Raw genomic sequence first — 21,636 nt, 5'->3', positions numbered from 1 at the left:
GCTGGATGATAGCGCTGATTTCTGACTATTATATTCTTCAATCAATTCATTACGCTTTCAGGTCAAATCATCATGCACTATGGATATTCTGCATTTTATGCCGCGTTGATGGCGGCCATGACGGGCAATGCCGTTGCGGCGCAGGTTCCGGCGGGAACGGTTCTGGCTGAGAAACAAGAAATCGTCCGCCACATTAAAGATGAACCGGCTTCTCTCGATCCAATCAAAGCGGTGGGGTTGCCGGAAGCTCAGGTGGCACGCGATCTGTTTGAAGGACTGGTCAATCAGGACGCGAAGGGGAACCTGGTCCCAGGCGTAGCGCTGCGCTGGCAGACGACCGATAACCGTACGTTTATCTTTACCCTGCGTGATAATGCCCGCTGGTCTAACGGTGAGCCCGTTACGGCAAAGGATTTTGTCTACAGCTGGCGTCGTCTGGTCACTCCTGAAAATAGCTCGCCGTTTGCCTGGTTTGCTCGACTGGCGGGGATTCAAAACGCCGAGCAGATTCTCGCGGGCAAGCTGCCCGTCGATCAGCTTGGCGTGACGGCCGTCAATGACCACACGCTGAAAGTGCAGCTCAGCAAGCCTGTGCCTTATTTTGTCAGCCTGACGGCGAATTTCAGCCTGTTTCCGGTGCATCAGGCTACGATAGAAAAATTCGGGAACGACTGGACGAAGCCGGGCAATCTAGTCGGAAATGGCGCGTTTAAGCTGGATCAGCGCGTCGTCAATGAGAAGCTGGTGCTCACGCAGAATCCATATTATTGGAATAACGCTAACACGCGCCTGACAAAGGTGACCTTTGTTCCGATCAATCAGGAATCGAACGCGACGAAGCGCTACCTGTCCGGCGATATCGATATCACCGAGTCGTTTCCTAAAAACCTGTACCAGAAGCTGCTGAAAGACTTGCCCGGCCAGGTTTATACGCCGGACCAGCTTGGCACCTATTATTACGCGTTTAACACGCAGCGTGCGCCGACCAATGACGTACGAGTGCGAAAAGCGCTGTCTTACGCCATCGATCGTAAAGTGATTGCGGAAAAAGTATTGGGCACGGGGGAAAAACCGGCCTGGCACTTTACGCCAGATGTCACCGCGGGCTTCAAACCGACGGAAAGCCTGTTGCAGCAATATTCTCAGGATGAGCTGGACGCGCAGGCAAAAGCGCTGATGGCAGCCGCAGGTTACGGTCCCAATAATCCGCTGAAATTATCGCTGCTGTACAATACGTCGGAAAGCCACCAGAAAATCGCGATTGCCGTGGCCTCCATGTGGAAGAAAACGCTGGGCGTAGACGTGCGTTTGTCCAATCAAGAGTGGCAAACCTATATCGACAGCCGCAATAGCGGTAATTTTGACGTCGTGCGAGCGTCCTGGGTCGGCGACTACAACGAACCGTCGACATTTCTCTCACTGTTGGCTTCGCACCACAGCGGGAATATCGCGCGCTTTAAAAACGCGAATTACGATCGCGTTCTAGATGAAGCGGGTAATCAGACTAACCCGCAGGCGCTGAATGCGGACTACAACCGGGCAGAGCAAATCTTGATGGATGAAGCACCGATTGCGCCGATCTATCAATACACCAACGGACGCCTGATCAAACCGTGGGTGAAGGGCTACCCGATTACTAACCCTGAAGACGTGGCATACAGCCACATGCTTTACATCGAAAAGCATTAAGTACCGTATTAATACATCGAATGATGTGGCGATAAAGCCGGCGCGATCGTGATGGTCACTCCGGCTAGCAGAGAGCAACACTGATAGCAAAAAAGCTGATAGCAAAACCGTTGGAGGCAAGACGTGGAATCCCTAGCAGGAAAAGAGTTGCAACACAGCGGTGCGGTTCATGCGTATCAGTTGGATGGAAAGGGGGGCGTGACCCCGATTGGCGAGCAGGATGTGGTTAACAGCGAGAAACCCTGCTGGCTACACCTGGATTCTACCTTGCCTGCCAGCGTGCGCTGGTTGAATAAAACGACGCTGGTGCCGGATAGCGTACGCAATGCGTTGGCGGGGGAAAGCGCTCGCCCCAGAGTCACGCGCTTAGGGGAAGGTACGTTAATCACGCTGCGCAGCATTAATCTGAATGCCAATGCGCGACCGGATCAACTGGTGGCCGTTCGGGTGTTTATTACCGATAAACTGATTATTTCTACCCGACGTCGTAAGATTCTGGCTATCGACGAGATTCTTACCGATCTGAAAGAAGGCAATGGCCCGACGGACAGCGGAAGCTGGCTGGTCTCCATTGCGGAATCGTTGACCGATCATACCAGCGAGTTTATTGATGATTTGCATGAGAAAATCATCGATCTGGAAGAGGATTTGCTGGAGCAAAAAATTCCGCCGCGCGGCGAGCTGGCGCTGATTCGCAAGCAGCTTATCGTGTTACGCCGCTATATGACGCCACAGCGCGACGTCTTCTCACGTATTTCCGGCGAGAAATTGCCTTGGATGCAGGATGACGATCGCCGCAGAATGCAGGAAATAGCCGATCGATTAGGACGCGGTCTGGAGGATTTGGACGCCAGTATTGCGCGCACCACGGTACTGTCGGATGAAATTACTGCGTTGATGACTGAAGCGATGAACCGCCGTACCTATACGATGTCGCTTTTGGCGATGGTTTTCCTGCCGACGACGTTCTTAACCGGCTTATTTGGCGTCAACTTAGGGGGAATTCCCGGCGGCGATGCGCCGTTTGGTTTTTTCACGTTCTGCCTGATGTTGGTGATATTGGTGGGCGGCGTTGCATGGTGGTTAAAACGCAGTAAATGGCTATAACGACTTGCGGCGAGTGGGTGCGCAGGTAATCACAAACTGTCGCGAACGGCTAAAAAACCACGCGTAAATTGAGCAATATCAACATTTTTCACCCTGTTGTGCGGCACTATCATTTCCGCAGGTGAATGCAACGTCAAGCGATGGGCGTTGCGCTCCATATTGTCTTACTTCCTTTTTTGAATTACTGCATAGCACAATTGATTCACACCATGCCGACAGTTTTGTCGGCATTTTTTTGTCCCTCGATCCTGACCTTTTCCGTTCTCCCTTAAGCGAGGTTGCCAAATGCCTTTGGCATTTTATTATGGTGGGCCATCGCGCCACACTCTTCGGGCCGTCGCAGGCGACGTTGTAAAATGCCTTTGGCATTTTATTCATTAGCTTACTATGCTTAAAGGGAACCGCTGGTGCTGTTTGACCAGCCGTAACGCATGTCTGTACTACTTCAGTAGCTGGATTTGCCTCAACATTATCCAACACCGAGGAGGAAAATATGCTCACTCAAGACGCAACGGATTACCTGCAAGCTGACACGGTTCCTGTTGAGCCGATTCCCATTATACCGAACGATCCGACACCTCGTCCGCTTCCCGATCCACCGCCCATTCCTGATCCACCGCCGACAGGGCCGGAACACGAACCTGTCACTGAACCACCGCAAGATCGATAGCGGCGCGCTATGCGGTAGAAAACGGCAATAAAAAACACGGTGGTGAAACAGCAACCGCTGCTTCTTGCCACCGTGTCTCTATTCTTTATGGTAATGCCATTCCCTCACAGGAATATCGCGCTTATTTTATTTCCAGTACGTCAAGGCGGGTCATTGACGGCGCGTCGTCATCGTCTTCCGGCTGCCAGCCAACGGGCTGCAACGGCAGTTCTTCACGATCAAAAGCCAGATCGCCACCATCTACCACGTCGCTACCGTGACGAATGCCTTTAAAATCGAACAGCGCATGATCGGCAAGATGAGAAGGCACAACGTTCTGCATGGCGCTGAACATGGTCTCAATACGGCCGGGGTGACGCTTGTCCCAATCGCGCAGCATATCTTTAATCACCTGACGTTGCAGATTTGGCTGCGAACCGCACAGGTTGCACGGAATAATCGGGTATTGGCGAGCTTCAGCAAAGCGTTCGATATCTTTTTCACGGCAGTAAGCGAGAGGGCGGATGACGATATGCTTACCGTCGTCGCTCATCAACTTCGGCGGCATGCCTTTCAGTTTTCCGCCGTAGAACATGTTTAGGAACAGCGTTTGCAGGATATCGTCACGGTGGTGGCCAAGGGCGATTTTCGTTGCGCCGAGCTCCGTCGCGGTACGATACAAAATCCCGCGGCGCAGGCGTGAACATAGTGAACAGGTGGTTTTCCCTTCAGGAATCTTGTCTTTCACAATCCCGTAGGTATTTTCTTCGACGATCTTGTATTCCACACCGATGCTATCAAGGTACTGCGGCAGAACGTGCTCCGGGAACCCCGGCTGCTTCTGATCCAGATTCACCGCAACCAGAGAAAAATTAATCGGCGCGCTCTGTTGCAGATTGCGCAGAATTTCCAGCATGGTGAAGCTATCTTTCCCGCCGGACAGGCACACCATGATGCGGTCGCCTTCTTCAATCATATTGAAATCAGCGATAGCTTCACCGACGTTACGCCGCAGGCGCTTTTGCAATTTGTTCAAATTGTATTGTTGTTTCTGGTTAGTTTGTTGATTTTCTGACATTTTTATCTGTGCTCGTTGCAAAAGGCGTTGCGGATGGAAAACGGTTCAGCGCAGACGCCAATACGGTCTGCACGATCATGGCGTGTATGGTACGGATTACGGCGACGAATGCCAGATCGTTTTACAGCGGTGTTCCACAATGATCCCATGGTGCCGCATGCGTAACTGATTTTTTGCTCACCGTTTCGGGCTGGTTACCGTTGAGGGTATCGATTATCAGATCGTCGATATTGGTATGCGTATGTTGCAGCCGCATGAGCTTTACGCAGCTTAGGGCTTCCCTGATTGGTACATCATCGACCAAGACTATCGCGGCGTTAAATACGCAAAAGATAAGCAGGTAGCGCGTTGTGGTAATGCTGTTCCGCCTCCGTTTGCCGAAGCATTGGTACGCGCCAACATGCCAGAAATGTGCGCTGAGCTTGAAGAGGTGGCCGCATGACAACCGCTACCCGCACCAAATCACCGAAGAAGCACAAAACCGAAGCGCTGGGCGTTCTGTTGCCCGGCGGCGGCATCAAATATTGTACCGATCACGATCGCGACGTAATGAAAGGGGTGCCAATCGGCACTCCGATCTCGTTAACACCACTCGGCGACCGGCGCAACATCAAACATCACCGTAAATTCTGGGCGTTGCTGGATCTGGGATTTTCGTATTGGGAACCTGCGTGGTCGTTTGTCAGCGATCGGGAGAAATGGATTGCTCATGAGGTTTCTAAAGAAGTCGCTCAGGAGGCGGGTGATCCTTCTTTGTATGACAACGTTACGAGGATTATTGCTGAAAGAGTTCTGGAGCGGCTAACGGCGCAGCTTAAACGCCGCTTTGATCCAGAGGCAGTTAAAACCAAAGATGCTTACCTGAACCACGTCATGGTAAAGGCCGGATTCTATGATCTGGCACCTAATCCTGATGGCGGAACGCTTAAACAGCGTTGGAGCATTGCATTCATCAATATGGGGCAAGAGAAGTTCGACAAGGTTTACCGCGGCGTATTTGGAATGATCTGGAATGAGACGCTGAGCCAGTATTTTGCTGATCAATATGAAATGGAACAAGCTGTTAGCCAACTGATGAGCTTTTGATTATGATAAGAAAATCTCCTGCTTTCAGAAGTAAAGCGTTACGTGATTCTGCACGTGGGCAGGCTTGTACATTGCAGATTCCTGGCATCTGTAACGGCAATCCCGAAACGACAGTATTATGTCATCTTCCCAGCCCAACACACGGTATGGGTTATAAAGGTGATGACTTCTGGGCTGTATACGGCTGCTCATCTTGTCACGATGTGATCGATGGGCGTGTGCCATATGGCTGGCGGGTGGGGGAGAAGGAAGAGGTTTTGCTTCAGGCTCTGTATCTGACCATAAAGCAATGGTCTGATTTACCTTAAAATATAGAAATGAGAGAGAAACAATTTGGATAAGTTACGCCCTAATATAAGAAAGTGTATTCACTTCTATTGTTAACGGTGTTTTTCGGATCTTGGTTATTATTTTTAAAGGTTACTGAAGGGAAGTTTTAATAGATGAAAGTAGTTAAAAATTAGGATGGTATAGACACATCGGCAGTGCTTTACCGATGTGTCTTTTTACTTTCAATCTAACTATTTTTATATTTTCCTGTTGCAGGTCGGACAAAACTGAACTCCAGTTGAACCAGTTGGTGCAGTAAATAAGCCTTTTAGTACTGGTTTTCCTGAAGGAGAAGTGAAATAACCTTCATTAATTTTTTCGCCTGATGGTCCAGTAAATAAACCTTCCATTGAGACGACTTTATGCGCAAATATATGCATCAATAACTCTTCTTGTTCATCCTTACTTAATAGATTAAACCATATGTCAAACTTTTCTTTATTGCTCATCTTCCTCTCCTTTTTTACTTGTGTTACCACATGCGTCGCATTCTCCTTCTATAAATATAAAAGGAGACTTTTTGCAAAATGCGCAAACAACATTTGCATTTCCGGGAATAAGCTTCTTAAGAGCATGTCGATATGCGCTTTGTTGCATTTTTTTATCTATATGTGCAATGTTTTCTAAATCTTTTTTATCTTGTTCGGATACGAACTTATAAAACCAAGTTTTATCTAAGTTTGAGTTTGATTTAAAACTATCAATTTCATTACTAATGTATATGTTATCTCTACGCCCTTGAAGGTAGCTTTCTTTTTTTTGTTCGAGCCGAAGAATTAGAGAAAGGATTGTAAGGCAAAATAGCACGCATGAGATAATTATCGCTATAGTATCAACAAACTTCCCATACGGTTCTCCTTTAGTAACCAACTGAGAGCAAAGAACTGCAATAGGAGTAAGTGTTGTTAATACTGTTATGGTTAGTGATATTTTATTTATCTGTCTTAGTTTTTCTGAGTATATATATTCAGCGGAAAGTGCATTTGTCCTGATCTGATCCAACTTTTCATTTTCTGTTATCAATTTTATTCCTCCGATTGACTTTACGGTTGACTTTTTATAGAGATTTTTTTTCACAATATTAAGATACTATCTTTTCCTAAAAGGACTGACCAAATGACCATAATCATAGAACAGCTTATCAAGATGCACGATCCGTGCTGTATGAGCATTGAATCACTGAACGTAGGGCGCGGGCAAGGTATTCTTTCCAAAGATCAGATCGTTGGTGTTTTTGCCATCACGCAGCACCGCCATTCCATTGGCTTTGATTTGCTAATGGCAAAATATCGTCACGATAGCCAGGCAGAACAGCGTATTCGAGCGGCTATTTCTCACTGGGTAAACACTCGAACGCACCTTGTGCACTCAGACCCTGCCTGTCAGTTGGCGCTAAGCATGGTGCTTGAGCGCAATCTTCCTGCGCAAATCGATCATATCGCCGGGATGCTGCGCAGATACGGCGCTAAAGCGGCGCAGTCGCGCAAGAATACTGATGCGTTACGTGCGGAGATAAAGCGGCTTGAAAGGCAGCGCTGCCGCGAGAAGGTGAGCCACGCCGATTACATCAGCGCAGGGATAGAAATCGCCGAGCTAAATGAGCGAATTGGTCATGAGCGTAAAGTGTTACGGGAATGGTCAGAGTACCAGGCGGCACAATTGAATGTCTGCCCGCGCTGTAACGGAACGGGGAAAACGCTACGCCCAGCCATTGCTGTGTGTAATGAGTGTGGCGGTAACGGGCATATTGCGGCGACGTTTGAGCATTTGCGTAAATCACTGGCTATCATAGGGGCTGTGATATCTGCCGGTGAATGGCCGGAATATCTGGATCTGGTTAAACGCTGCATGCGCTGGTTGTATGTTGAAGAGTCTCAGGCGGTTAACGCCCTCAGCAATAAAATTCATGACGAAATGGAGACATGACATGGGGATTTATGGTGAAACAGCGGTGGCCGTGGTAACTGCATTCGACAATTTTAATAAACCAGATCCAAAAGAGTGCTGGGAATATTCAATAACACATTTTACGGGCAGCAAAGAAAGCCAAAAAAAGGGCTGCCCCAAATCTGCATTTCTTGGGCTATGTCAGGATGGTTATGTAAAAGGCATTCCGAAAGGAAGTTATTTACCGCCAGACAGCCCAAATAAAGCATACGCTGTAGTCGCTGCTGAACGGTTATTACGTGAACCAACCAGAGAATATTCTAAATCTGATTTATGGAAAAAAGCGACGGAATATTTTGATGAGGCTGCGAAAAATCAAAATGGGCAAATGGATGTTGTTCTGGCATTAAAAGACGCCGGATTACTACAGAAACCCGATTGACCTAATCGCCTATACGCGCTAAATTCGCGAAAGATACCGGAGTATGCCTTAAAAAGCTGCTCCGGTTTTTTATTGGTCAGTCCTCAAGCCTGCATGGTTCGCCCAGCAGGCTTTTTTATTTCCATTTTATCAGGAGCCATGGCAAGGCCGGAGGTGAGTACCCGGTTCGACAAGATGTCTGCAATGCATTCCAGGAGGTGATGCGAACCATCAGTAATAGCGGAATGGTTGAACGTACTGAAAGGCTGGATAGCGCACGAGGTCAGCCCTACAGGTCTACGGTGGTCGAGCTTTCCGCCCGTTCTTTCGAACGCTACGTGCTGGATAAAGTCCACGCGCAGGGTATCAGCAATGATTACCTGGTTAATATCCGAAAGGCTGATGAGCATGCAGCTCCGCAAAGTTATGCTTATCCAACGAATGCGGAATTGGATGGCGGTATTCGCGAGGCGTTCGATAAACTCTTCCGAACGATAAAGACCAGAGAAACTGATAAGGGAACAGCTTTCTACTCCCGCCAAACGCCTCCAAATCTGGGGGCGTTTCTGTTTCTGGTGCTGATATTGGTGGCGGCAACATCATTCACGATGGCAGCTTTAGCCGTGATGGTAGTAAGCCTGATACTGGTATGTTGCGCGACCGCGTACAGCTTGCTGCGGACGGCTTTGTCTCTCACCTGAACGGTGCGGCCAAAATTAAGGTGAAGGCGGTGCAGACGCAGGCCGAAGCTGCTGCGATGATGCCTAACGGCATTCCTGAGGAATTCGGCATAGTTCATGCCATTTACCAGCCGGAGTTGAGCCGTGTGATTGTCATCGCCGATAACATCGCCAACGCTCGTGAACTGCGTGCCAAGTTGCGTCATGAAGTGATTGCGCACCATGGCTTAGCGTCAGTGATTGGCGATGTGGAATACGATCGCATTATGCGTGTGTTACACCAGACGCGGGACAGCCAGAATAAAACCATTCAGGATGTCTGGCGGAAAGTCGAACAATCCTACGGGCAGGAGTCATTAGAAACACAGGCGAATGAGTTTCTGGCGCATATGGCCGAGCGCACAGAGTTAACTAAGCTGGGTGGTGTCTGGGATCGTTTCGTTACGTTGCTGACTACTGCGTTACGCAAAGCGGGCGTGCTGAATCCCATGGATATCACGCCAGTGGAGATCCGCAACATTCTGCGTACAATCACCGGCCGCTTCCAGAAAACGGCGATGTATGCCAACGAACAGCCAGGCGCCCGCGGGTTCGATGACACTTTCTTGCGTACCGATGCGCTGTATTCAAAAGCAGATGATGTTGACCCGTTAAAGCCATTGCCGCAGGAGGCTGAACAGTACCGTGCCGATCTTGACCGAGCTATGCGGTCGCTGAAATCTGGTGATGTGTCGGTGAAATTAGGTAGAACACCGCCAGTGTTAAGGGCACTGGGGGCGCCTAATCTGAATATGTTTATTAACCGTGATACCGTGCGCAAAGCCACCAATGGGGTGAAGCATGATGTGCCTCTATCGGTGATCGAAAATCTTCCTGAACTTATGCACGATCCCATTGCTGTATATCGTTCATCTACCCAAAACGATGCCGTAGTGATTTTACTTGAGGCGCAAGATACAAATGGGGATCCGGTGGTGTCGGCGGTACATATGAATGCAAAACGTGACCGCTTGGAGGTAAATCGGGTTGCGTCAGTTTATGGCGCTATTGGAGGTATGGCGAAAATCCAAGGAATGGAAAACGCTGGGCTGGCACTGTATCGACGAGAAAAACAAAACCCTGAATGGCTTCGTTCCAGAGGGCTCCAATTGCCCAAGGAGAACACCGTTCAGGGTTCTGAACCTATGTCCGGTACGGCCCAAGAGCTTCAATTGCTCAAACGCGGTTCACCGGAGCAAGGTTCAGGGAAAAATATACTCTCTTCCGCTGATATCCGCAAGAACAAGACGCTGTACTCGCGCTCTGGCAATCCAGTAATAGACGCCGAAACCAGCCGAAAAATGGGCTTCAACGTCGAAAAGGGCTGGCTCGATAAAGCCGAAAACTTCTATCAGATAGCTGCCGATAGAGATCGGACGGAGCGGAAGCTGTGGTGGTAAGAAACCTTTCGCAACCTGAACGCCAAAATCGCAGGGCTATCGCTGGCGCTTTTGGCGTTGAGCTGGCATGCATGAATTGGCGATCAGCATGTTCGCTTCCCGAAACCGTTTTCTGTTTGGCTGTAATCGTGAAATGAAGCCATTTTTTGGCAAAGGTGTCGCTTATTACTATCCTGATAGAGGAGTCTTCAACCAAAAGAGGAAAATATCATGAGTAAAGGTGCATCAAGAGGAGCATCGTCAAGTCACCCTCAACAAGGAGGGAACTGGCCTAGCACAACTGGAAATCCATCGGGTGGTAATAGAGGTAATGCTCCTTCATCTTCAGGCGGAAATTCAGGTAAGGCAGGGGGCGTGTCTGGCAAAGCAGGGAAGTAGGAGATATACAACCACGCTACGGCTAGTAGGTTAAATCCACTAGCCGTAGCGTCATTGATTGGACTATTTATTGCGGCAGGACTTCTTCAATTTTAGTAATGTGCGCATCGCCGCTCAGCGATTTATAAATATGAATTTTGACAATTTTTAGTGGTGCCTCTGGTGAGGTTACCGTACCTTTGGTCAGGAACGAGTAGTTCGTGCCTGATACCTCCTGTGTTGCAACAAATAGCGGCGTATAAGCCACGCCCACTAAATGTACGGTAGATTTAAAAAGTGATTTATCAGCATCATTCAAATCACGGAAAGCAGTCCATCCACCAGCAAGTTGATCTGACATTATTTCACCTCATTTAATTTGATTGATAATCTATCGCTGTATTGCCCTGTTAATATATTCACAGGGCAGTGAAATGAGACTAGGTTATTTGGTTTTCTTTGACAAGGAGGATCGCTATTCTCTTTATATGAATAACATGAAAGCATATCAAAAAATAAAATAATAATATTTATTATGTTTTTCAGTGAGTGATGTCTTTAAAGATAAAATTTATAATCATTGAAATAATTATATGTGTGATTATATGTTTTGATATAAATATATAAAAGCTTATGCAACAAGCCATCGACTAATCACGTTACGTTCTGAGCGCGGTTTCTTTTCCCCCTCCTCATGATATTGCCGTCTCAGTGCGGGCCAGCAACCGTCTGATTAGTAAAGTGCTTTAAAATAACAAAATAGGTATTAAACGTAATATATCTCTCGCGCTGTGACAGCTGTCATTGGTTGAGCGGAATTTTCTGCCATGTTCACGAATCAATTTAATAAAGAGGGAGCAATGGAAAAAGAAAACAATGAACGTTTGGGAAATGAACATGTGTCAGAAGACATGAATAAAAAAGAGGAGGCCGTTGATAAAGAAAATCGCGCTGATGACTCAAATAAAAGACGGCCTGGGTGCAATCGCGCGAAGTGTTTTTGCGCACGATAAAGTAAATATCAACATCTAGAAAAGGATACAAGTGATGGGATATACTTATACAATTAGAGATTTAACCACGGGGGCTGAAATTCAGGCTCCTGATGATGTTTACATTTTGGATTCACTTGAAAAGGCTGGTGTTAATTCACCTTATTCATGCCGTGCTGGGTCATGCTCTTCATGTGCTGCTCTACTGATTACCGGTCTCGTTGATCAATCGGATGGTACGTTTCTAAGCGATGGGCAGAAAGTTAGATTTATATTAACCTGTTCAGCATATCCTCAAAGTGACTGTACTATTCGAACAGGGGTAGAAGAGCTCCTGGAAGATGAAGAAAAAGCGCACAAAGTCTTCTTTGAAGACTGGCAGAGGTGGAACTGATTCCGACTTTTTTAAGCTTGGATCTTTAAAATGGCAAAATATGTTCCCTTCATAAAGAAGGGAACATTATCAAAACATGTGGTGTTCCCCAGAACGGCACGCTGCAAAAAATTATGTATATCGACTCTCCCATAAACGCTGCCCAAAACGGGTGTCCAACTTTTTGGGACAGACCATAATGCTTGTGCTTTATCGTTGTCCCACTTCCTATGTAACCCACCATTTCCTTGATCTTTTCCCCGTTTATCCGCATTGAGCCCTGTGTTGTCGGCGCGAGGTGTGATAGATATAGTCTTTGTCTGAAAAGTCTATTCGATAGGTGTTGATGCCAAATGTGGCGTCAGAACCTTCGCTCTACTCGATCCGAGGCCAAAACATGAAATTATTGCCATGGCTATGTACTGCCGCTGCGCTTCTGCTGGCGGGATGCAGTAATCATAGTGAGAACGCTGCCGCTACCCAGCAAAACGCCACGCAAAATGATGACACAAGCACGGTGGTGTTGCTGAAAAGCAGTTCGCCGGTTGACGTCAACTGTACGCTGATTGGTGGAACAATGGCGATTTCCCGGCAGCTTGATGGTGCGAGCGTGGGAGCCTGTCAGTTAGCCAACGGTAAACGCTGTAGCGAACAGTCGCTGATGAATGGAAGTTGCCCGGCAGGGTGAATGTTGCGGCAGTCAGCACTGCCGCAATATACCCGTCATACTTCAAGTTGCATGTGCGTTGGCTGCGTTCAAATACTCGGCCCGTCGTGGGCCTTGCCCTGAAGGGCCGCTGCTAGCAGCGTTCAAATCTGCTCCCGGCAGATTTGTCACCCGAATCACTTACTTGAGTAAGCTCATCGGGACTCCCTCGCTTGCCGCCTGCCTGAAACTCGAATTATTTAGGGTATAGAAGGTCAAGATGTAACCAGATTTGCGCAAGGTGAGTTCTGGCTGATGTCTTTCAAGTTCTGTAGCGTGGTTTGGGAAATGCTGATCAGCGCCTCTTCTGTCAGGAACGCCTGATGTCCGGTAAACAGTACGTTGTGGCACGCGGATAAGCGGCGGAAAATATCGTCCTGAATCACATCGTTGGATTTATCGGCAAAGAAGAGATCGCGCTCGTTTTCATAAACATCCATTCCCAGTGCGCCAATTTTCTGCTGCTTCAACGCGTCGATAGCGGCCTGTGAGTCGATCAGTCCACCACGGCTGGTATTGACGATCATGACGCCGTTTTTCATTTGCGCAAAAGCCGCCTGATTCAGCAGATGATGATTCTCTGGCGTCAGCGGGCAGTGCAGGGAGATGACGTCCGCGTTGGCGTACAGCGTTTTGAGATCGACGTACTCCGCCCCTAATTCCAAGGCCTGCGGGTTCGGATAGGGATCGAAAGCCAGCAACCGCATGCCAAAGCCTTTCAGGATGTGCATCGTGGCGATACCGATTTTTCCTGTGCCGATGATGCCGGCTGTCCGGTTGTGCATATTGAAGCCAATCAATCCTTCCAGAGAGAAGTTTGCATCGCGAGTACGCTGATAGGCGCGGTGAATGCGGCGGTTAAGCGTCAGCATCAGGCCGACGGCGTGTTCGGCGACAGCTTCAGGGGAATACGCGGGAACGCGCACCACGCTAATACCCAGTTCCTTAGCGGCTTCCAAATCGACATTGTTAAAGCCCGCACAGCGCAGCGCCAGCGTTTTAATGCCCAATGCAGCCAGTTCAGTCAACACCTCGCGGCTACCGTCATCGTTCACAAAGATGCAGACGGCCTGACAGCCCGCGGCGGTTTTCGCGGTTCGCGATGTCAGCATGAAATCAAAAAACTCCAGCTCATAGCCAAACTGCTGATTGACCTGCTCCAGATATTTACGGTCATACTGCTTAGTGCTGTAAATTGCCAGTTTCATTGATAGTTTCTCCGAAAAATCCTTAGGTTAAGCTATCAGAAAATCGGGCGGTGACAAACCGTTACCTGACTGACAGTAACGGTTTGAAATTGAGAGGCAATAATAGCGTAGACCGATTTTAGCGAGACGTACTGAAAACCGACACGGCTTCGGACATCGTGGAGATCTGCTGTTCCAGGCTGTTAATGGCAGAACTGGAATGTGTCGCCAAAATGGTGTTCTGACGCGTCAATTCATCAATGTTGTTCACCGCCGAGTTAATCTGCCCCAGCCCTTGCGATTGTTCTTGTGTCGCTAGGCTGATTTGATTCACAAGCTGCGTAACCTGCTGCACCTGAGTCAATATATTGTGCATCGACTGGCTAGTGTGGTTGACCAATTTATCGCTGGTGTGAATGTTCGCGATTGTGGTGTCGATAATCGCCGCGATGTCTTTGGCGGCAGCGGCGCTACGCTGTGCCAGAATACGGACTTCCCCCGCAACCACGGCGAAACTTTTGCCCTGTTCTCCGGCGTGAGCGGCTTCTACTGCCGCATTGAGCGCCAGAATGTTGGTCTGGAACGCCAGATTATCCAACACGCTGATGATGTCGGTGATCTCTTTGCTGGAACGGGTCATGATCGCCATGGTATCCGTTACTTGATTAACCGCTTTCTCACCCGCATCGACGGCCTGATTGGCATCGTTCGCACAGCGTGTCGCCAACTGCGAAGCCGAGGCGTTGCTTTGGATCGTCGCTGTCAGTTCTTCCATTGATGATGCGGTGGATTGCAAACTTTGCGCGGTATCTTCACAGCGCTGGCTTAGCGTGTAATTCCCGGAAGCAATTTCGCCGCAGGCGTGGCGCAGTTCGGCCAGCTTGCCGTTGACATCATCGACAAACGTACGGAAATTCATGCCGGATTGATTGACGGCGCGTAATAACATGCCAACTTCATCCACGCGATTAAGTTGAAACGAGTTATCCGCCTGCCCGGATGCGGAATTAATCGCTTGGCGTAGAATCTTTTCCAGTGGTTTTGCCAGATGTTGAACTAATAGTTCACTGGTTATTACCGCGCCAGCGAGTAGCGCCAAAACAAAAATTAATAGCGGTGTGGTGAGTGGGAGGGTAGCCAGTAAGAAAAGTAGCGCGAATAGCATGAAAAGGAATACGTAGCTTCTTATCCGCCAACGTACGGGAATAACGTTAAATAAGCTAAGAAGTTTTAGCGGTCCTTTATAAATCAGCAATCCCTGAAAGAGTCGGCGGTTCTTTAATTTATTCTCATTCATTTGATGGTAAAGCGCTTCAGTTTGCCGAATTTCTTCCTGTGAAACTCGGGTTCGTACCGACATATATCCTGTTATTTTTCCTTCTTTCATTAGCGGTGTCGTACTGGCTTTTACCCAGTAATAATCGCCATTCTTGCGGCGGTTCTTGACGACGGCCGTCCAGATTTTACCTGCCTTCAGCGTCGCCCACATGTCGGCAAACGCCTGCGGGGGCATGTCTGGGTGGCGCACGATATTGTGAGGTTGGTGGAGGATTTCCTCAAAGTCGTAACCACTGGCATCAATAAAATCGTCATTGGCATAAGTGATATGGCTATCGGTGGTGGTAACCGACATCAGTTTGGCTTTTTCATCTAATAAATACTGAATATCACTGACCGGAAAATTCTTACGCATTTATTGATCCTTTTAGTATAAGCAAGCATAAACGTAATTTTTTTAGATCCATTAACTAACGGAAAGCGATGGGTGCTATTTAATTAACGGCAATCTTCACGAAATACTTAGCGAGTAGACTTATATATTCTTACTAGTTTCGCCCGTTATTTTTTCTTTATGAAATCGTTATTTTTGTTTAGAAAAGTCGTTGCCTAACCCAACTCGCTACCAGAGCACGCGCCGCTGACCAAAAGCATTCATTTGTTAAGTATATTATGACTCTGCGAATTTGCACTGTGGCCAACGCATGTTAAAGAAAGGGAAAATGATGAAGAAACAGGGCGACGGACGCCCTGATGTGAGCGCCCGTGAGAATAAGATTAGCTAGCGGGAAAGGCTGAAGACAGAGGCGGCCTGCACCATGCTTGATATCTGCTGTTGCAGGTGATCGGTGGCCGAATGCGACTGACTGGCTAACGCGGTATTCTGATGCGTGAGTTCATCGATGCGGTTTACCGCTTCATTAATTTGATCTAGCCCCTGAGATTGTTCCTGCGTTGCGAGGCTGATCTCATTCATCAAATTGGTGACGTGTTGAACCTGCAACAGAATATTGCTCATCGATTTATGCGTGTGCGAAACCTGCTGTTCACCAGTACGAATACTATTCAGCGTTTCGTCAATGATGGTCGAGATATCGCTGGAGGAAGAAGCGCTACGCTGTGCCAACGAACGCACTTCACTGGCGACCACCGCAAAGCTCTTACCCTGTTCTCCGGCATGAGCAGCTTCAACAGCAGCGTTCACGGCCAGAATATTGGTCTGGAACGCGAGATTATCCATCACGCTGACGATATCCGTAATCCGTTCGCTGGAACGGGTGATCGTCTCCATCGTATCGGAGACCTGGCTGACAGCCTGCTCACCAGAGTTCACCGCCTGATTCACATCCTGCGTATAGAGTGAGGCCTGAAGTGAGGCTTCCGCATTACTTTTTATTGTTGCAGTCAGCTGTTCCACGGAGGCGGCGGTTTGTTGCAGGCTTTCTTCCGTTTCCTCGCAGCACTGTGCCAACGTATGGTTGCCTTGCGCGATTTCATTACAGGCGTTTTTCAGCTCGCTCAGATTGGTGTTCACATCGTCCACGAAGGTGCGGAAATTCATACCGGACTGGTTTACCGCGCGCATTAACATACCAATTTCATCCACGCGATTAAGCTGCGTCAGGTTGTCTGCCTGTCCGGCGGCGGAACGCATGGCCTGAGCCAGAATTTGCTCGATAGGACGGGCAACATGGTGCACCAGAAGTTCGCCACTGACAAAACAGCAGGCAATAAGCAGCGGGAAGAGGACGGAAGCCAATGCGGTTCCCGCCAGCAGGGAATAGGCGGCGATGAGCGGAAGCAGGCTAAAGAGCAGAAAATAGCTGCGGATGCGCCAGCGTAACGGCATGGTTTTAAAAAGACTCAGGATGCGCAATGGCCCGGTATAAATCAGCAGGCCATGATGGAAGGTGCGATATTTCAGTTTACCTTCGTTTGCACTGGCATAGAGCGCCTCGGCCTGACGAATCTCTTCGGGTGAAGCAACGGTCCGCACAGACATATAACCCGCAATTTCACCGCCTTTTCTCAGCGGCGTGGTGCTGGATTTTACCCAGTAATGGTCGCCATTTTTGCACCGATTTTTCACAATTCCCGTCCAGATATTGCCCGCGCGCAGCGTTTTCCACATATCCGCGAAGGCGGCTGGTGGCATATCCGGGTGTCGGATAAGATTATGGGGCTGCCCCATCAGCTCATCAGTGGTATAGCCACTGACATCAATAAAATCTTTGTTCGCGTAGGTAATATGACTTTCTGGCGTGGTGACCGACATGAGTCTGGTTTTTTCAGAAAGAGGGAGCTGGCGATCGGTTACAGGGGTGTTATTACGCATAAAGCAGTCCTTGATATGCTGTGTCCGAATACTGATTTAACATGAGGCATACCCACGACAATGAATCAGCGGATAGCGGTAATGGTTCAGGTTGCTCATTGCTTTTTTAAGGCGATGCGGGCAGAAGGAGATAATCCTGATATCCACCCGTAAACGCTTTGTTCATGATGAGATAACGTGATTCATTACAAAATATAACCTCACTTAAACATTTTACCACGAAAGGGTAATGAGTAAGTACGCACAATAGTGGTAAATGTGAGTTGGATAGGATTGTTTGTTAACAAAAAGAGCGATTTGTGAATGAATAATCGGCAGAGTCATACAGGACGAATTTTACCGCTATTGAACAGGATGCTTAACTCGCGCCAATGATTAAAAAACGTGCACTTTCAGTTGCTTTCCTGCTCGCCGCCTTGCTGTTTCTTTCCTGGCGAGCACTGCCGCAGTGGCTACCGCGCCTTGCCAACATCTGGCTCCCGACGGAGATGTCTTTGACCGTGAATGGGACGCCTGGCTGGCAGGGCAGTGGGCTGCATAGCGCGGGGTTCAGTCTTATGGCCGGGGAGTGCACGCTCGTTGACGTACGGAATATGACGCTGCGTTGGCAGAGCTGGCGATGGCATGTCGATATTGATGCCGTGACGTTAAACAGCGACTGCCTACAGTATGTGCCAGCAAGTAGCAGCACCGAGCCAGCGGCGCAGTTGGCGCAATGGCAGCAGCAATTGCCTGCTGCCGATATTGATGTGAAGGCGTTTACGCTACAGCCCTGGCAGGATTACGCCGGACAGGTGCAACTCAGCAGCGACGGCAAGCGGCGACAAACGCTGGACTATCAGGGCGATCAACTGGCGTTTAAGGCAGAACTGAACGATAAACGTCTGACCCTGCATGAGAGCATAATCGCAACGCCAGCGGGGTTCGCGCGCCTGCTAGTCAGTGGTGAGATGGAACTGGCCGATACGCTGGATGCCGCACCGGTGCAGGGGCGGCTCACCGGAAAACTGGATTCAGGGCAAACGCCGGATCCGCTTTCGCTCCTGCTGGATTGGCATCATCAAGCGGGTGAGCTGGTACTGAATGCGGCGAATGATGAGACACCGCTGATATCGCTGCCGTGGCAACTGACGGATGAGGTGATTCAGGTGACTAACGGCGTCTGGCGCTGGCCTTATGCCGATCAGCCCCTCTCCGGACAGATAGCCATGACATTACAGCACTGGCGACAAGGGCTGGATGCCACCACGATTAATGCGCGGTTGAACATGCTGACCCAAGGGCATAATGGCAAGGCGAACGCCGTGTTGGTGCTGGGACCGGGCAATATTGGCCTGCTTAACAGCGAATTACGCTTTCAGCTTACCGGGCAGGCAAACTTACCCGCACTCTCCCTGACGGCGACGCTGCCGGGGGTGTTGCAGGGCTCTATTCTCAATCCCGAACTCTCTCTTTTACCCGGGGCGCTGCTGCGTGCCTGGGGAACGCCTGCGCCGCAAATTTATCTTGAAGAAGCACGCTGGCCGCTGGCGGGCGTCCGAGTCAGTGCAACGGGTGTGAATGGGCGACTACAGGCGATTGTGAAAGCGCGGGAAGCATACTGGGGGCGTTTCAGTTTGCACCTTGACGGTCAGGCACAGGATTTCTGGCCGGATCAAGGGCAGTGGCAATGGCGTTATTGGGGCAATGGCCAGCTACCGCCGCTGAAAGGTCAGTGGGACGTAGCCGGTCGAGGCCAGTGGCAGGATACCCTGATAGAAGTCACCCAGCTGTCGAGCGGCCTCGATCAGTTGGGCTATGGCATTGTGACGGTACACCAGCCCCGCCTGACGATCACTGAGCCGATCCGGTGGCAGCGTGCTCGTTCCGGTGAACATTTTCAAGGCGCGCTGCAACTGGCTTCCGAACGGGCACACTTCAGCAACGGGGGCTACTTGCCGCCTTCGTTGCTAACGCTGGCGATGCAGGGGCGTAGCCCGGATGATTTCCAGCTACAGGGGCAGTTACAGGCTGAAGATATCGGGCCGGTCAGGCTGCGTGGCCGCTGGGATGGGGAGCGACTGCGCGGGGGCGCGTGGTGGCCGACACAGCCGCTTAAGGTGTTTCAGCCTCTGCTTTCTCCGCTACTAAAAATGAACATTCGTGCCGGACAATTTTACGCGCAGGCGGCATTCTCCGCCGCACGTAAAGAAGGATTCAGTGCGGGCGGACACTGGGTGGTGAAAAATGGCGGACTATGGCTACAGGATGGTGAGGTGAGCGGCGTCAACTTTGTCCTGCCTTACCGTCTGAAAGATCAGCGTTGGCAACTGGGCGTCAAGCAGCCCGTCGCGCTGCGAATTGACGTGCTGGACAACCTGTTTCGGATGAGCAATATCCGCGTCGATCTCCAGGGATTTTACCCGTACAGTGAGCGACAGCCGCTGGTTATGTCTCAGGCCGATATGGATGTATTGGATGGGCATATTGGTCTGTCTACGCTACGCTGGCCACAGCGGGAACCCGCGCTATTCACCGTTAAGAGTGTGGATCTTAGCGAACTCATGACGGTGCTGAAGCAAAAGCAGTTTGCCCTGTCCGGGCGCGTGAGCGGCACGCTTCCGCTGAATTTTAATCACCCGACCACGCTGATTGAAGGCGGACGGATTACCAATGATGGTTTTCTGACGCTGCGGCTGGATAACCAACTGGCCGATGAGTTAGCGAGTAAAAATCTGGCAGGCGGGGCGGCGATTGGCTGGCTGCGCTATCTGGAGATTGGGCGTTCCTATGCCACGCTTGACCTGACTAATCAGGGCGAGCTGACATTAACGTCGCAGGTGCAGGGGAAAAACCCGCAGCTCAGTGCGAAACGCCAGGTGATTCTTAACTATCGCCATCAGGAGAATATCTTCCAGCTATGGCGCAGCTTGCGTTTTGGCGATAACTTGCGGGATACGCTGGAGCAGCAGGCCAATGAATAAATTCAAGGTAGAACAATGAACAAGTGCGAGACATTGCTGGCGGTAGGTTGCACGGCCGCGTTCCTGACGGGATGCGTGCCGCGTATCGAAGTGGCTGCGCCCAAAGAGCCGATCACCATCAATATGAACGTGAAGATCGAGCATGAGATTCACATCAAAGCGGATAAAGAGGCGACGCAATTGCTGCAAAGGTCGGACAATGCGGCTGGCGATGAGATAAAGAAAAGCGCGCCGGAAGGCGCGCAATAATTAAACCAAGTCAATCAATGGCAAGGTCGGTAACACTTATTCGTATGAACAAGGATTCTTTATGCGGTGACCAGCTGAGACAGCTGAGTTTTCGCCGCGTCGGTGGCTTTCTGTGCCACATCCGGGCCGTAGCCGTAGCCTTCAGCGAACACAAACTCAAGGTCGGTCAGGCCGAGGAAGCCCAGGAAGACGCGCAGGTACGGTTCCAGCAGATCGGTTGGCGTGCCTTTATGAATGCCGCCACGGCTGGTTAATACGATAGCGCGTTTACCTTTCACCAGACCTTCCGGGCCTTGCTCGGTGTAGCGGAACGTCACACCAGCACGGGCAACCAGGTCAAAGTAGTTCTTCAACTGGGTAGGAATGTTGAAGTTATACATTGGTGCGGCGATCACGATAATGTCATGTGCTTGCAGTTCGGCGATCAGATCGTCGGACAGTGTCAGGGCTTCTTGTTGACGTGGGGTCAGGGCAGCATCGGAAGGACGCAGTGCGCCGACTAATTCGCCATCAAGAACCGGAATCGGTTGAGCTGCCAGGTCGCGGACGGTGATACTGTCGCTTGGATGTGCAGACTGCCACTCGGCGGTGAAGTGGTCGGCCAGTTGGTTTGACTGAGAATAACCTGCCAGAATGCTTGATTTCAGAACCAATACTTTGCTCATTGCCAATTCCTTTAGTGATTAGAAGTGGGCGACAACATAACGCCCCTTGATGCGTCACATCTTATGCGGTGATCTGCAAAGAGAAAAGTGCAAATATTCGAGGTCTTTATTCGATTTTCTTGAATAAGACAAAATGGCTCTATTAGAGCCGTTTATGACAATGTG

General features: G+C 49.7%; 22 protein-coding genes and 2 pseudogenes. 15 read left to right on the top strand and 9 right to left on the bottom strand.

Translation table 11 applies throughout. The features are described from left to right. Nucleotides 1-72 precede the first annotated feature (72 nt). From QWJ20_RS10785 to QWJ20_RS10775, 3 genes are all read left to right on the top strand, one after another. Nucleotides 73-1,689 (top strand): peptide ABC transporter substrate-binding protein, encoded by a 1,617-nt coding sequence (locus tag QWJ20_RS10785; protein WP_433992534.1) that lies wholly within the window; start codon nt 73-75, stop codon nt 1,687-1,689. Nucleotides 1,690-1,812: 123 nt separating this feature from the next. Continuing rightward, on the top strand, nt 1,813-2,796 hold the full coding sequence (gene zntB / locus QWJ20_RS10780) for a zinc transporter ZntB (RefSeq protein ID WP_109411166.1): 984 nt from the start codon (nt 1,813-1,815) through the stop codon (nt 2,794-2,796). 493 nt (nt 2,797-3,289) lie between these two features. Further along, nucleotides 3,290-3,466 carry a hypothetical protein gene (locus QWJ20_RS10775; RefSeq protein WP_162847964.1) on the top strand — a complete coding sequence of 59 codons (177 nt, stop codon included), beginning with the start codon at nt 3,290-3,292 and terminating at the stop codon, nt 3,464-3,466. Nucleotides 3,467-3,587: 121 nt separating this feature from the next. Here the strand turns inward: QWJ20_RS10775 and ttcA are convergent, their stop codons facing one another. Continuing rightward, nucleotides 3,588-4,523: a tRNA 2-thiocytidine(32) synthetase TtcA gene (ttcA, locus tag QWJ20_RS10770; protein ID WP_095699655.1), complete on the bottom strand. Its 936-nt coding sequence runs from the start codon at nt 4,521-4,523 to the stop codon at nt 3,588-3,590. 77 nt (nt 4,524-4,600) lie between these two features. Beyond that, nucleotides 4,601-4,708 (bottom strand): annotated as a pseudogene (locus QWJ20_RS10765) (site-specific integrase); the annotation flags it as partial. On the opposite strand from QWJ20_RS10765, the pseudogene QWJ20_RS10760 reads away from it, so the two are divergent. The 3 genes and pseudogenes from QWJ20_RS10760 to QWJ20_RS10750 form a co-directional block, all read left to right on the top strand. Beyond that, a pseudogene (locus QWJ20_RS10760) lies at nt 4,705-4,965 on the top strand (DNA cytosine methyltransferase); the annotation flags it as partial. The pseudogenes QWJ20_RS10765 and QWJ20_RS10760 sit on opposite strands and share 4 nt — an antisense overlap. Next, nucleotides 4,962-5,609, top strand: coding sequence for a DUF1367 family protein (locus tag QWJ20_RS10755; RefSeq protein ID WP_433992533.1), 648 nt, complete (start codon nt 4,962-4,964; stop codon nt 5,607-5,609). The pseudogene QWJ20_RS10760 and the gene QWJ20_RS10755, both read left to right, overlap by 4 nt. A gap of 2 nt (nt 5,610-5,611) precedes the next feature. Beyond that, on the top strand, nt 5,612-5,917 hold the full coding sequence (locus QWJ20_RS10750) for a DUF1364 domain-containing protein (RefSeq protein ID WP_433992532.1): 306 nt from the start codon (nt 5,612-5,614) through the stop codon (nt 5,915-5,917). 219 nt (nt 5,918-6,136) lie between these two features. On the opposite strand, the gene QWJ20_RS10745 is transcribed toward QWJ20_RS10750, so the two are convergent. Continuing rightward, nucleotides 6,137-6,388 carry a hypothetical protein gene (locus QWJ20_RS10745; protein ID WP_433992531.1) on the bottom strand — a complete coding sequence of 84 codons (252 nt, stop codon included), beginning with the start codon at nt 6,386-6,388 and terminating at the stop codon, nt 6,137-6,139. Continuing rightward, nucleotides 6,378-6,962, bottom strand: coding sequence for a mobilome CxxCx(11)CxxC protein (locus QWJ20_RS10740; protein ID WP_433992530.1), 585 nt, complete (start codon nt 6,960-6,962; stop codon nt 6,378-6,380). Before QWJ20_RS10740 ends, QWJ20_RS10745 begins: the two co-directional genes overlap by 11 nt. Before the next feature lie 93 nt (nt 6,963-7,055). Between QWJ20_RS10740 and QWJ20_RS10735 the strand changes: the two genes are divergently transcribed. The 4 genes from QWJ20_RS10735 to QWJ20_RS10720 all read left to right on the top strand — a co-directional run bounded on the left by QWJ20_RS10735 (nt 7,056) and on the right by QWJ20_RS10720 (nt 10,366). Then, nucleotides 7,056-7,865 carry a TIGR02642 family protein gene (locus QWJ20_RS10735; protein WP_433992529.1) on the top strand — a complete coding sequence of 270 codons (810 nt, stop codon included), beginning with the start codon at nt 7,056-7,058 and terminating at the stop codon, nt 7,863-7,865. 1 nt (nt 7,866) lies between these two features. Then, nucleotides 7,867-8,268, top strand: coding sequence for a DUF6979 family protein (locus tag QWJ20_RS10730; RefSeq protein ID WP_433992528.1), 402 nt, complete (start codon nt 7,867-7,869; stop codon nt 8,266-8,268). Nucleotides 8,269-8,468: 200 nt separating this feature from the next. Continuing rightward, on the top strand, nt 8,469-8,948 hold the full coding sequence (locus QWJ20_RS10725) for an LPD1 domain-containing protein (RefSeq protein ID WP_433992527.1): 480 nt from the start codon (nt 8,469-8,471) through the stop codon (nt 8,946-8,948). Then, nucleotides 8,897-10,366 (top strand): hypothetical protein, encoded by a 1,470-nt coding sequence (locus tag QWJ20_RS10720; protein WP_433992526.1) that lies wholly within the window; start codon nt 8,897-8,899, stop codon nt 10,364-10,366. The genes QWJ20_RS10725 and QWJ20_RS10720 overlap by 52 nt, the downstream gene beginning before the upstream one ends. Nucleotides 10,367-10,811: 445 nt before the next feature. Here QWJ20_RS10720 and QWJ20_RS10715 read toward each other — a convergent pair whose 3' ends face one another. Next, nucleotides 10,812-11,084, bottom strand: a complete 273-nt coding sequence (locus QWJ20_RS10715) for a hypothetical protein (protein ID WP_433992525.1) — start codon at nt 11,082-11,084, stop codon at nt 10,812-10,814. Between the two features lie 466 nt (nt 11,085-11,550). Between QWJ20_RS10715 and QWJ20_RS10710 the strand changes: the two genes are divergently transcribed. From QWJ20_RS10710 to QWJ20_RS10700, 3 genes are all read left to right on the top strand, one after another. Beyond that, complete coding sequence (locus tag QWJ20_RS10710) at nt 11,551-11,736, top strand: hypothetical protein (protein ID WP_433992524.1); 186 nt, start codon at nt 11,551-11,553, stop codon at nt 11,734-11,736. Nucleotides 11,737-11,770: 34 nt separating this feature from the next. Continuing rightward, nucleotides 11,771-12,109: a 2Fe-2S iron-sulfur cluster-binding protein gene (locus QWJ20_RS10705; protein ID WP_433992523.1), complete on the top strand. Its 339-nt coding sequence runs from the start codon at nt 11,771-11,773 to the stop codon at nt 12,107-12,109. Between the two features lie 376 nt (nt 12,110-12,485). Then, on the top strand, nt 12,486-12,776 hold the full coding sequence (locus tag QWJ20_RS10700) for a putative hemolysin (RefSeq protein ID WP_095699652.1): 291 nt from the start codon (nt 12,486-12,488) through the stop codon (nt 12,774-12,776). A 233-nt stretch (nt 12,777-13,009) separates the two neighbouring features. Here the strand turns inward: QWJ20_RS10700 and QWJ20_RS10695 are convergent, their stop codons facing one another. From QWJ20_RS10695 to QWJ20_RS10685, 3 genes are all read right to left on the bottom strand, one after another. Next, the gene (locus tag QWJ20_RS10695) at nt 13,010-14,002 is read right to left on the bottom strand and encodes a 2-hydroxyacid dehydrogenase (protein ID WP_433992522.1); all 993 of its coding nucleotides are present in this window, start codon (nt 14,000-14,002) and stop codon (nt 13,010-13,012) included. 118 nt (nt 14,003-14,120) lie between these two features. Beyond that, nucleotides 14,121-15,674: a methyl-accepting chemotaxis protein gene (locus QWJ20_RS10690; RefSeq protein WP_433992521.1), complete on the bottom strand. Its 1,554-nt coding sequence runs from the start codon at nt 15,672-15,674 to the stop codon at nt 14,121-14,123. A 366-nt stretch (nt 15,675-16,040) separates the two neighbouring features. After that, complete coding sequence (locus QWJ20_RS10685) at nt 16,041-17,594, bottom strand: methyl-accepting chemotaxis protein (protein WP_095699649.1); 1,554 nt, start codon at nt 17,592-17,594, stop codon at nt 16,041-16,043. A 371-nt stretch (nt 17,595-17,965) separates the two neighbouring features. Here QWJ20_RS10685 and QWJ20_RS10680 point away from each other — a divergent pair, with 371 nt between their 5' ends. Both QWJ20_RS10680 and QWJ20_RS10675 read left to right on the top strand, forming a co-directional pair. After that, nucleotides 17,966-20,557 (top strand): YdbH family protein, encoded by a 2,592-nt coding sequence (locus tag QWJ20_RS10680; RefSeq protein WP_433992520.1) that lies wholly within the window; start codon nt 17,966-17,968, stop codon nt 20,555-20,557. Nucleotides 20,558-20,572: 15 nt separating this feature from the next. Beyond that, a complete protein-coding gene (locus QWJ20_RS10675; RefSeq protein WP_095699647.1) occupies nt 20,573-20,806 on the top strand; it encodes a YnbE family lipoprotein in 234 nt (77 codons plus the stop codon). A 59-nt stretch (nt 20,807-20,865) separates the two neighbouring features. On the opposite strand, the gene QWJ20_RS10670 is transcribed toward QWJ20_RS10675, so the two are convergent. Beyond that, on the bottom strand, nt 20,866-21,471 hold the full coding sequence (locus QWJ20_RS10670) for an FMN-dependent NADH-azoreductase (protein WP_433992519.1): 606 nt from the start codon (nt 21,469-21,471) through the stop codon (nt 20,866-20,868). Nucleotides 21,472-21,636: the final 165 nt, after the last annotated feature.

This window comes from Pectobacterium sp. S5, from assembly GCF_051707265.1.
Classification (GTDB): Bacteria; Pseudomonadota; Gammaproteobacteria; order Enterobacterales; family Enterobacteriaceae; genus Pectobacterium; species Pectobacterium polare.
Note: the sequence above shows the minus strand (reverse complement) of the source record. Positions and strands in the feature narration are given on the sequence as shown.